Source organism: Mesorhizobium sp. M1E.F.Ca.ET.041.01.1.1 (assembly GCF_003997355.1).
Classification (GTDB): Bacteria; Pseudomonadota; Alphaproteobacteria; order Rhizobiales; family Rhizobiaceae; genus Mesorhizobium.
Genome location: NZ_RZSL01000176.1, coordinates 1 through 10,492 on the forward strand (window position 1 = coordinate 1; position 10,492 = coordinate 10,492).

Consider the following 10,492-nt stretch of genomic DNA (forward strand, 5'->3'; position numbering starts at 1 on the left):
ACTTCAGCGATGCCGAACTCGCCGAGATCGATACCTATGCGCGCGAGGCCGACATCAACCTGTGGGCGGCATCCGCCGAGCGCAAGGGACCGCCGCGCAAGTAGCGATTGGCTGGCGAGTTCTCGGCCGTGGCTTTCCGCCAGGTGATGCCCGCTGCGGAAACAGTGGCAAAGATGCGCTTTCGTCGCTATTTCATGGAGCAGAGAGCGTTCGCGCGCACAATCGGCACGCGAAAACGACGCGACGACCGGACGGACAAGATGACGGCAAGGGATACGCTGACCAAGAACCAGTTGTGCGTGCTCGAGAAGCTCGAGGCCGCCAGCGGACCGCTCAGCGCCTATATGCTGCTCGACCAGCTCCGCGAGCGCGGCTTTAGGGCACCGCTGCAGGTCTATCGCGCTTTAGACACGCTGGTGAAGTCGGGCTTCGTGCACCGGCTCGAAAGCCTCAACTCCTTCGTCGCCTGCGCCGAGCCGCATGACCACAGCCATTCGATGACCGCCTTCGCCATCTGCGACAGTTGCGGCCAGGTGACCGAGATGTCCGATCACGATGTCGACCACCGGCTGGACGAATGGGTGCGCTCGACGGGATTTGCCGCGAAGAAGGCGGTGATCGAGTTTCGGGGCGTGTGCGCCAAGTGCCGGGCTGAGGCGGCTTGAAAAGGCATTTTCCAGGCACTTTGACCCGCCGCAGCGAGAGTCAAAATGGAGCGGATGGATAGCCTAGGTGCATATTCGCCCAAGTCGCATGCGCGAGATGGATATTGGCGGTTATAATTGCCAGAACGACGCCTTCGTCTTCCTCATCCAAATAATGGTCGGACTTCACGGTTATTCCGTCAATTAGCGAGTCATCTTCCAAGAGGACGTATCTAACCGTCCCGTCCGACTCTTTTGTCTCGCTAATTTGTTGAGGAGCTCGTAGCGCGTCGATTAGAGTTTTTACTCTGTTATCCAAATCGACGTTTCCAAGCACAGGGTTGTATTGCCTGACGCCCCTAAAAACTCGAACGTAAAGCGAGCATCGCGTTTTCATCTTAGAAGTTATAAACGGAACATAGCGTGAATTCGCGACGTCTATTCCAATATTTGGATGTGACTTTTCTGTATCCTGGTTGGCATACTTCTCAACATATTCAAATTCATTGGTCAGGCTCAATTTATATAGCTGTTTGTGAAACGATTTTCTGAGTCGCCAGACATCGCTTTGCTTTCTTGCATTGCCCTGTACGGGTCCCTTGTACGTTAGAGTGATATGCATCAATGCGCCTCGTCCCAATTATCCGCAGCCCGCGCGTCGACATGCAGCGGCACCGACATCGAGACGGCCGGCATCGGCGCGTTCTCCATCACGCGGCGCACCACGGGGATCGTCGCTTCGACTTCCGCATCAACCGTCTCGAAGATCAGCTCGTCATGCACCTGCAAGAGCATGCGGGCCGACAGCTTTGCCTTCTCCAAGGCTTCTTCCATGTGCACCATGGCGCGGCGGATGATGTCGGCCGCGGTGCCCTGGAGCCTGGCGTTGATCGAGGCGCGCTCGTTGAAGGCGCGGACCGAAGGGTTGGAGGCCCTTATCTCCGGGTAGTGGATGCGCCGGCCGAAAATGGTCTCGACGAAGCCGTATTCGCGCGCATAGGCCTTGGTCTCCTCGATATAGTCGCGGATGCCCGGGAACCGCTCGAAATAGCGCTTGATGTAGGCGCTTGCCTCCTCGCGCGGGATCGACAGCTGGTTGGCGAGGCCGAAGGCCGAGATGCCGTAGATGATGCCGAAATTGATCGCCTTGGCGCGCCGGCGCACTTCCGAGGGCATGCCTTCGACCGGCACGTTGAACATTTCGGACGCCGTGATGGCATGGATGTCGGCGCCGTCGGCGAAAGCCTGCTTGAGCTGCGGGATCTCGGCGACATGGGCGAGCACGCGCAATTCGATCTGGCTGTAGTCGGCCGAGACCAGCTTGTGGCCCTTCTCGGCGATGAAGGCGGTCCTGATCTTGCGGCCTTCCGCCGTGCGCACGGGGATGTTCTGCAGATTGGGATCGGAAGACGACAATCGCCCGGTGGTCGTCGCGGCCAACGCGTATGAGGTGTGGACGCGATTGGTGCCGGGGTTGATGAAGCCCGGCAGGGCGTCGGTATAGGTCGATTTCAGCTTGGTGAGCTGGCGCCAGTCGACGATCTTGCGCGGCAGCTCGTGACCTTCGGCGGCAAGGTCCTCCAGAAGCTGCGCCGAGGTCGACCATTGGCCGGTCTTGGTCTTGGAGCCGCCCGGCAGACCCATTTTGCCGAACAATATGTCGCCGAGCTGTTTCGGCGACCCGATGTTGATGCGCTCGCCGACGATCCCGTAGATCTCTTCCTCGACGCGGGCTGCCCCTTGCGCAAGCTCGCCCGACAGCCTTGACAGGATCTGGCGGTCGACCGAGATGCCGCGCTGCTCCATGCGGGCGAGCACGGGCACCAGCGGCCGCTCCAGCCGCTCATAGACGGAAACGAGGCCCTTGGCGGCGAGCCGGGGCTTCAGCAACTGCCAGAGCCGCAGCGCCAGATCGGCCTGCTCGCCGGCATAGGCGGTCGCCCGCCCGATATCGATCTGGTCGAAGCCGACGGCGCTCTTGCCCGAGCCGGCAAGCTCCTTCTTCGAGGCCGGCGCATGGCCGAGCCACTTCTCAGACAGCGAGGCGAGATCGTGGCCGCCGGATGTGCCGGCGTCGAGCACATAGGAGATCAGCATCGTGTCGTCGAACGGTCCGACCTCGATGCCGTGCCTGCTCATGACGACGATGTCGTATTTCATGTCCTGCACGATCTTGAGAACCGACCGGTCCTCCAGCAGCGGCTTCAGCAGCGCCAGCGCTTCGCGGACCGGGACCTGGTCCGCCAGCAGGCCGCCGCCAAGCAGGTCGCCATTGCCGCTCGCGTGGGCGAGCGGCACATAGACGGCGCGGCCTGGCGCAACTGCCATGGAGAGGCCGATCAGCTCGGCCTGCATCGGGTCGAGCGATGTGGTCTCGGCGTCGAAGGCAAGGATACCGGCTTCCTTCACCTCGGCGATCCAGGATTTGAGCGTGGCCGTATCGCGGATTGCCGTATAGGCCGAAGGGTCGATCTTGCGCGCCGTCGCCTGCTCCAGTCGCAGCGCCGAGAGCAGGGAAGGGGTGTCGCCCTGAGGCGGGGCGTCTTCCGCCCTGACGGGCGGCTGGGCAGGCTTTGCGGCTGCGACCGGCGGCGCGCCGGCGCCGACATCGGGGCCGTGCGCCGTATCGGTACGCTCGATGATGACGGCGGAAGCCTGGACGTCGCCGATCTCGGTTGCGGTCGCCTCCGCGACGCGGCGGGTCAGGGTGGTGAATTCCATCGTCTTCAGGAAGCCGATCAGCTTCGGCCCGTCCGGCGCATGCAGCACCAGATCGTCCAGCCCCTCCTTCAGCGGCACGTCGTTCTTCAGCGTCACCAGCTCACGCGAGATGCGCGCCTTGTCGGCATTGGCGATGATGGTTTCGCGCCGCTTGTCCTGCTTGATCTCGGAGGCGCGGGCGAGCAACCCGTCGAGGTCGCCGAACTGCTCCAGAAGCTGCGCCGCGGTCTTCGGTCCGATGCCGGGCACGCCCGGCACGTTGTCGACGGAGTCGCCGGTCAACGCCTGGAGGTCGATCATCTTTTCCGGCGGCACGCCCCATTTCTCGATCACCTCCGGGATGCCGATCTGGCGGTCCTTCATCGGATCGTACATGCCGACCGTAGGGCCGACGAGCTGCATCAGGTCCTTGTCGGAGGAAATGATGGTGGTGTCGGCGCCGACCTCGCAGGCCAGCCGGCAATAAGTGGCGATGATGTCGTCGGCCTCAAAACCTTCCATCTCGATGCAGGGCAGGTTGAACGCCACGGTCGCCTGGCGGATCAGGCCGAATTGCGGGATGAGGTCTTCCGGCGGCGCCGATCGGTTGGCCTTGTATTCGGGATAAAGATCGCTGCGGAAGGTTTTCGACGAATAGTCGAAGATGACGGCGAAATGCGACGGCACGATACCCACATTGGTGTTGCGGGCGTCCTGCATCAGTTTCCACACCATGTTGCAGAAGCCGAGCACGGCGCTGGTCGGCAGGCCGTCGGATTTGCGGTTGAGCGGCGGCAGCGCGTGATAGGCGCGGAAAATGTAGCCGGAGCCGTCGACAAGGAAGAGGTGATCGCCTTTTTTCATGCCGGCAGGGATAGCGCGGCGAAGCTTCGCGGTCCATGCCAAAGGCTGCGCAACCCACCGGTTCCGGCAACACCCTGACAAGTGCCGATTCCGCCCCGATTCTGGCTGCTCATCCGACCGCTCACGGGTATGTTACAAAAGTGTAATCTTCGTGCCCTTGAATCGCCATGTTCCCAGACCCAAATAGCTGTCATCGGCATTTTTCGCCGAAGTCCGGAGTAAGGCCCGTCCCCCGCCTATCCCGGGCAAACTGCGGCAGCCTATCCCCCCTCTCCGGGCTGCCGCAACGTTTCGAGTAAAGACCGCCGTGGTTCCCCCTCCACCACGGCGGTTCTTTTTTGCCTTTCGACAAGCCTCCGATCCTTGGTCCAATGATCACGGCTTTTCGTTTTCGGCCCGGCCCTTTAGGGTCGGCGCAAAAATCGAAAGGCAAAAGCATGTCCAGAATTTCTCCCGTCCTCGATCGTCTCGACCAGAACCTCGACCAAAGCCTGGAGCGGCTTTTCGGCCTGCTCGGCATCAGGTCGATCTCGACCGATCCCGCCTATGCAGCCGACTGCCGCAAGGGCGCCGAGTGGCTGGTGGCCGAGCTCAAGCTGATCGGCTTCGATGCCAGCGTGCGCGACACGCCCGGACATCCGATGGTGGTGGCGCATCACGAGGGGCCGGCCGGCGCGCCGCATCTGCTGTTCTACGGCCATTACGATGTGCAGCCGGTCGATCCGATCGAGCTTTGGGAGACCGACCCCTTCGCGCCGTCGATCAAGGAGATCGAGCCCGGCCGCAAGGTGATCGCCGGGCGCGGCTCGGCCGACGACAAGGGCCAGCTGATGACCTTCGTCGAGGCATGCCGCGCCTGGAAGCAGGTGCATGGCAATCTGCCCTGCCGCGTCACCATCCTGTTCGAGGGCGAGGAAGAGTCCGGCTCGCCGTCGCTGAAGCCGTTCCTCGAGGCGAACGCGGCCGAGCTCAAGGCGGATTTCGCTTTGGTCTGCGACACCAGCATGTGGAACCGCGAGACGCCGTCGATCTGCGTGTCGCTGCGCGGCATGGTCGGCGAGGAGGTCATCGTCAAGGCAGCAAGCCGCGACCTGCATTCAGGTCTCTATGGAGGCCCGGCCGCCAATCCGATCCGCATCCTGGCCAAGGTCCTCGCCGACGTTCACGATCAAAACGGCCGTGTCACCATCCCAGGCTTCTATGACGGCGTCGAGGAGACGCCCTCACAGGTGCTGAAGTCCTGGGAGGGGCTTGGCGAGACCGCCGAGACATTCCTCGGTCCGGTCGGCCTCTCCATTCCCGCCGGCGAAAAGGGCCGTTCCGTGCTCGAGCTCACCTGGGCGCGGCCGACGGCCGAATTCAACGGCATCATCGGCGGCTATACCGGCAAGGGGTTCAAGACGGTGATCGCGGCGGAAGCCTCGGCCAAGGTGTCGTTCCGGCTCGTCCACAAGCAGGATCCGAAAAAGATCCGCGCCGCCTTCCAGGGCTTCGTGCGCGAACGCATCCCGGCCGACTGCTCGGTCGAATTCCATCCGCATGGCGGCTCGCCGGCGATCCAGCTCTCTTACGACTCGCCTTTCCTGACCAAGGCCAAGGATGCGCTCTCCGACGAATGGGAGAAGCAGGCCGTCACCACCGGCGGCGGCGGCTCTATTCCCGTGGTCGGCGACTTCCAGACCTATCTCGGCATGGAATCGCTGCTGGTCGGCTTCGGCCTCGATGACGACCGCATCCATTCGCCGAACGAAAAATACGAGCTCACCTCCTTTCACAAGGGGCAGCGTTCCTGGGCGCGCATTCTCGATGCGCTGACGCGTTGAGCGAAAATCACGAACGACGTGCAAATCAAGTTTTTGTTGATTTTTCCCCGGATCGCGGCGAGGACGGACCATCTAGCACAAGGTGCAGCGCGTCCCTTGCGCATCCCAAAGGACGCGCGGCGCCGCAGGCCGCGATCCGGAGAAGAGAATGACCGACATCCGTTTCCACAAGAACGATCTGCCGGACCTGTCCCGCTACAATGTCGGGGCCGTGGCCATCGACACGGAAACGCTGGGGCTCAATCCGCATCGCGACAGGCTCTGCGTGGTGCAGATTTCGCCTGGCGACGGCAGCGCCGACGTCATCCAGATCGCTCCCGGCCAGAGGAAGGCGCCGAACCTCGTCAGCCTGCTCAGGAACCGTGCCATCACCAAGCTGTTCCACTACGGCCGCTTCGACATCGCCGTGCTCTACAAAGCCTTCGGCGTCATGGCCGAGCCGGTGTTCTGCACCAAGATCGCCTCGCGGCTGACCCGCACCTACACCGACCGCCACGGGCTGAAGGACCTCTGCAACGAGCTGCTCGGCATCGGCCTGTCGAAGGCGCAGCAATCCTCGGACTGGGCGGCGGAGACGCTGTCGCCCGAGCAGCTCGAATATGCCGCCTCCGACGTGCTCTACCTGCACCGGCTGCGCGAGGTGCTGGCCGCGCGGCTGGCGCGCGAGGGCCGCACCAAGGAGGCCGAGGCCTGCTTCCGCTTCCTGCCGACGCGCGCCAGGCTCGACCTGATGGGCTGGGCGGAGGAAGATATCTTCGCGCATAGCTGATGGAACCCGGCGCGTTGAAGCACGTTCCTGCCGGTCCATTGTCGGAGCGAGATGCGGAGGGAATGAAATGGCAGAGCGCAAACCGATCGCGAGCGCGCCGAAAGACGGCTCGAAAGTCACTGTCATGTGGAAGGACGGCGACGGCGTGATCAACGAATCCGTCGGCCAATATCGCGACGGCGGCTGGTGGGTCTATACCGACAGCAACACGCAAAAGAAGGTCGATCCGACGAGCTGGCGGCCCGCATCGGGCGATGACGACGAATGAAGCTGGCGCTGGCGAGGCCGGCTGCTTTCCAATAGGTTCGAACCGTCGCAATCGGAGGCCGATTCGGGGCTTGTTGCTCCGTTGGTCCTCCGCTCAAGGAGGGATTGGCAATGGGAATTGAAAGCCTGCTCGTCTTCATCATCATCGGCGCGATAGCCGGCTGGCTCGCCGGCCTCATCGTCAAGGGTTTCGGCTTTGGACTGGTCGGCAATATCGTCGTCGGGATCGTTGGCGCCTTGATCGCCGGCTGGCTCTTCCCAAGGCTGGGGTTCACCATCGGCGGCGGCATTTTTGCCGCGATCATCCACTCCACCATCGGCGCGGTGATCCTGCTGGTGCTGATCAAACTGGTGAAGCAGGCTTGATGCTCGGTGTGTGCATCAAGGGCGGGCCATGAAACAGAACCTGCTCTATCTCATCATCGGCGCGCTGGCCGTCGTGGTCATCGCCCTTGGCGTCTACATCTATCGCGAGCAGACCAGGCCGAAAGGCGTGGAACTCAAGATCGACGACAAGGGCATTTCGATCCAGCAGAACTGAGGCCTCACCATGATGCGACCGTGAAATCGGCCGCATCGTGCGATCATCAAGCATTTGATTTTCAAGCGCTTCGATTTTCCCGACTTAACGCGCCTTTAAAGGTAAGTGATTGTTTTGTTGTTGACCGTTACTGGTCGGTGACCTCAATCTGCAGAGCAGGAGCGGGCCGACGGTTCTAACCCGTCAAGAGCGCCATTTCGCGCTCTTGCCAATTTGTAAAAGCCAACCACCGCGCTTTCGAAATAGCAAAAGCGTTGGAAATACTTATTAGATTTCCGCGCGGAATATCTTTAAACCTGTAGGCGCGATTCCTACGTCATTTGTCGTTATGTCTATCAAGGCAACACCGATGTGAGATCTCTCACGGCCACGCCTCTCTTCACGGGGGACTCGGATGCGCGGTCATTTTCCCATACAATGAGCAGCCCAAACGTTCGACACGCCCTTAGTGCGTCGAACGTTTGGGTGCGCAATCTCCCCGCTTTTTCAATCAACACCAGCCGGGTGGCCGTCGGGTGGACGAACCCGCGCGCGCCTTAGGAGAGAAGAGATGGAAGCCCTACAATATCTCGACGCAATGAAATGGATGGCGATCGAGGTAGCCGTGCCAGTCATCGTGCTGGCAATCCTGTTCTGGTGGAGTGGCGTGGTTCGCTACATCCCAAACGACAGGCTCGGCATCTTAGAAAAACTATGGAGTTTTCGCGGCTCCGTTAGCAACGGCTTCATAGCGCTCAACCGCGAGGCAGGCTACCAGCCGGAAGTCGTGCGCGGTGGCCTGCATTTCTTCATGCCGTTCCAATATTCGATGCATCGCGCCAATCTTGTCACCATCCCGCAGGGTCAGATCGGCTATGTCTTTGCCCGTGATGGCAAGCCGCTGCCTCCGACGCAAACACTTGCTTCCAACACCGATGCCGATGATTTCCAGGATGTGCGCGCCTTTCTCGAAAAAGGCGGACAGAAAGGACCGCAACGCAAGATCTTGCGTGAAGGCACCTATGCCATCAATCTCGCACAATTCGTCGTGCTCACCGCCCAGTCGATCTATGCCGTTAATTTGAGCTCGTCGGAACAAAACCTTTTTACCAATATGTCCAGCATGATCTCGGAGCGGGGCGGCTTTGAGCCAGTCGTCATCCATAATGCCGAGGACATGATCGGTATCGTCACCATCCATGACGGTCCCGCCCTACCGGACGGCGAGATCATCGCACCGACCGTCGCCAACGATCCGAACGACCCGAACTTCCACAACAATTTTCAGGACCCGGAGAAGTTTCTCAATGCCGGTGGCTACCGTGGCCGGCAGCTCCAGGTGCTGGCCGACGGTAGCTACTTCCTCAATCGCATTTTCGCGACCGTCGAACTGGTCGAGAAGACGATCATTGACGTTGGCACGGTGGGTGTCGTCGTCTCCTATAACGGCCGCCACGGCGCGGATATATCCGGGCAGGCATACCGTCACGGCGAGCTGGTCGAAATCGGCGCACGCGGTGTCTGGTCAACGCCGCTGCTGCCGGGCAAGTATGCGTTCAACACCTATGCCGGCAATATCATCACCGTGCCGACCACCAACTTCGTGCTCAAATGGACGAAGGAGCAGTTTGGCGAACACAGGCTGGACGAGAACCTGTCTGAAGTGTCGTTGATCACCAAGGATGCGTTCGAGCCTGTGCTGCCGCTCTCAGTCGTCGTGCATATCGACTATATGAAGGCGCCGCTCGTGGTGCAGCGTTTCGGTGACATCAAGCGGCTGGTCGAACAAACGCTCGATCCGATGGTTTCTGCTTACTTCAAGAATATCGCCCAGACAAAGACGCTGATCCAGCTCTTGCAGGAGCGTAGCGATATCCAGCGCAAATCGGGCGAGGAGATGCGCGAAAAATTCAATTCCTACAGCCTCGAGCTGCAGGAAGTGTTGATTGGTACGCCCCGTGCCGCCAATGGCCAGAACAGCATAGAGCAGATCCTGATCCAGCTGCGCGAGCGCCAGATTGCAGTCGAAAAGGTCGAGACCTATAAATTGCAGGAGAGGGCGGCCACTCAGGAACGCACGTTGCGTGAGAAGGAGGCGCTCGCCGAACAGCAAGCCAAGATCACGACGTCGGCACTTACCATCGAGATCAGTGAGAACGAGGGCAAGGCGCAACTCGCCCGCACCCGTCAGGAGGCGGAAACCATTCAGGTCACTGCCAAGGCAGAGGCGGAGAAGGTGCGCCTCGCCGGCCAGGGCGAGGCCGACATGATCAAGGCTGTCGCGCTTGCCGATGCCGAGCGCATCAAGGCGACCGGTTTTGCCGAGGCCGAGAAGGTGCGCGCCATCGGTCTGGCGGAGGCCGAGGCCACCGAGAAGAAGGTCGCGGCCTTCGGCGGCCCGGACTATCAGCTCAACTCGCAGGTTCTCATGCGCTTCGCCGAGGCGATCGAGAATGGCAGGCTGCCGCTCGTGCCGCAGATCCAGATCGGCACTACCGGCGGCGAGAAGGGGGCCGCCAATGGCCTTGTCGAGATGATGCTTTCGATGCTCGTCGCCGACCGGGTTGGACGGCAAGACCAACCGGATGTGATCCCGGAACCCGTTGAGGAGGATTGATTGAGGATGGGCCGGCAGTACCGGCCCATTTTGCGCTTCAAGCCTGCTACCATTTGCGGCGTCAGGCTTGTCCATGCTCATGTGGGGTTAGTTCGTTGCTTCTAGGAATCCATCATATTGCAATCATCTGCAGCGACTACGAGCTGTCGAAGCAGTTCTACAATAAACTCGATTTCGTCATCATCGACGAAAATTGGCGCGCCGAAAAACAATCTTGGAAGTGCGACTTGCGGCATGGTCCTGTCCAGATCGAATTGTTCAGTTTTCCCATGCCACCCAGCCGGCCGA

General features: G+C 61.0%; 10 protein-coding genes. 8 read left to right on the plus strand and 2 right to left on the minus strand.

Going from position 1 to position 10,492, the window contains the following annotated elements:
• Positions 1–260 precede the first annotated feature (260 nt).
• Positions 261–665 (plus strand): Fur family transcriptional regulator, encoded by a 405-nt coding sequence (locus tag EOA38_RS16350; protein ID WP_040972454.1) that lies wholly within the window; start codon positions 261–263, stop codon positions 663–665.
• Positions 666–705: 40 nt separating this feature from the next.
• On the opposite strand, the gene EOA38_RS16355 is transcribed toward EOA38_RS16350, so the two are convergent.
• Together EOA38_RS16355 and polA are read right to left on the minus strand one after the other, a co-directional pair.
• Positions 706–1,266 carry a hypothetical protein gene (locus EOA38_RS16355; protein ID WP_126091900.1) on the minus strand — a complete coding sequence of 187 codons (561 nt, stop codon included), beginning with the start codon at positions 1,264–1,266 and terminating at the stop codon, positions 706–708.
• Positions 1,266–4,208 carry a DNA polymerase I gene (gene polA, locus EOA38_RS16360; RefSeq protein ID WP_189350640.1) on the minus strand — a complete coding sequence of 981 codons (2,943 nt, stop codon included), beginning with the start codon at positions 4,206–4,208 and terminating at the stop codon, positions 1,266–1,268. The genes EOA38_RS16355 and polA overlap by 1 nt, the downstream gene beginning before the upstream one ends.
• A gap of 437 nt (positions 4,209–4,645) precedes the next feature.
• On the opposite strand from polA, the gene EOA38_RS16365 reads away from it, so the two are divergent.
• From EOA38_RS16365 to EOA38_RS41115, 7 genes are all read left to right on the plus strand, one after another.
• Positions 4,646–6,031 carry a M20/M25/M40 family metallo-hydrolase gene (locus tag EOA38_RS16365; RefSeq protein ID WP_126091902.1) on the plus strand — a complete coding sequence of 462 codons (1,386 nt, stop codon included), beginning with the start codon at positions 4,646–4,648 and terminating at the stop codon, positions 6,029–6,031.
• A gap of 148 nt (positions 6,032–6,179) precedes the next feature.
• Positions 6,180–6,800: a ribonuclease D gene (locus EOA38_RS16370; protein WP_127299686.1), complete on the plus strand. Its 621-nt coding sequence runs from the start codon at positions 6,180–6,182 to the stop codon at positions 6,798–6,800.
• Between the two features lie 67 nt (positions 6,801–6,867).
• Positions 6,868–7,068 (plus strand): hypothetical protein, encoded by a 201-nt coding sequence (locus EOA38_RS16375; RefSeq protein WP_126091904.1) that lies wholly within the window; start codon positions 6,868–6,870, stop codon positions 7,066–7,068.
• 110 nt (positions 7,069–7,178) lie between these two features.
• Positions 7,179–7,433: a GlsB/YeaQ/YmgE family stress response membrane protein gene (locus EOA38_RS16380; RefSeq protein WP_126091905.1), complete on the plus strand. Its 255-nt coding sequence runs from the start codon at positions 7,179–7,181 to the stop codon at positions 7,431–7,433.
• Between the two features lie 28 nt (positions 7,434–7,461).
• A complete protein-coding gene (locus EOA38_RS16385) occupies positions 7,462–7,608 on the plus strand; it encodes a hypothetical protein (RefSeq protein ID WP_126091906.1) in 147 nt (48 codons plus the stop codon).
• A 550-nt stretch (positions 7,609–8,158) separates the two neighbouring features.
• Positions 8,159–10,204, plus strand: a complete 2,046-nt coding sequence (locus EOA38_RS16390; RefSeq protein ID WP_126091907.1) for a flotillin family protein — start codon at positions 8,159–8,161, stop codon at positions 10,202–10,204.
• 95 nt (positions 10,205–10,299) lie between these two features.
• Positions 10,300–10,492: VOC family protein (locus tag EOA38_RS41115; RefSeq protein ID WP_348627526.1), on the plus strand; the 193-nt coding region annotated here is incomplete at its 3' end.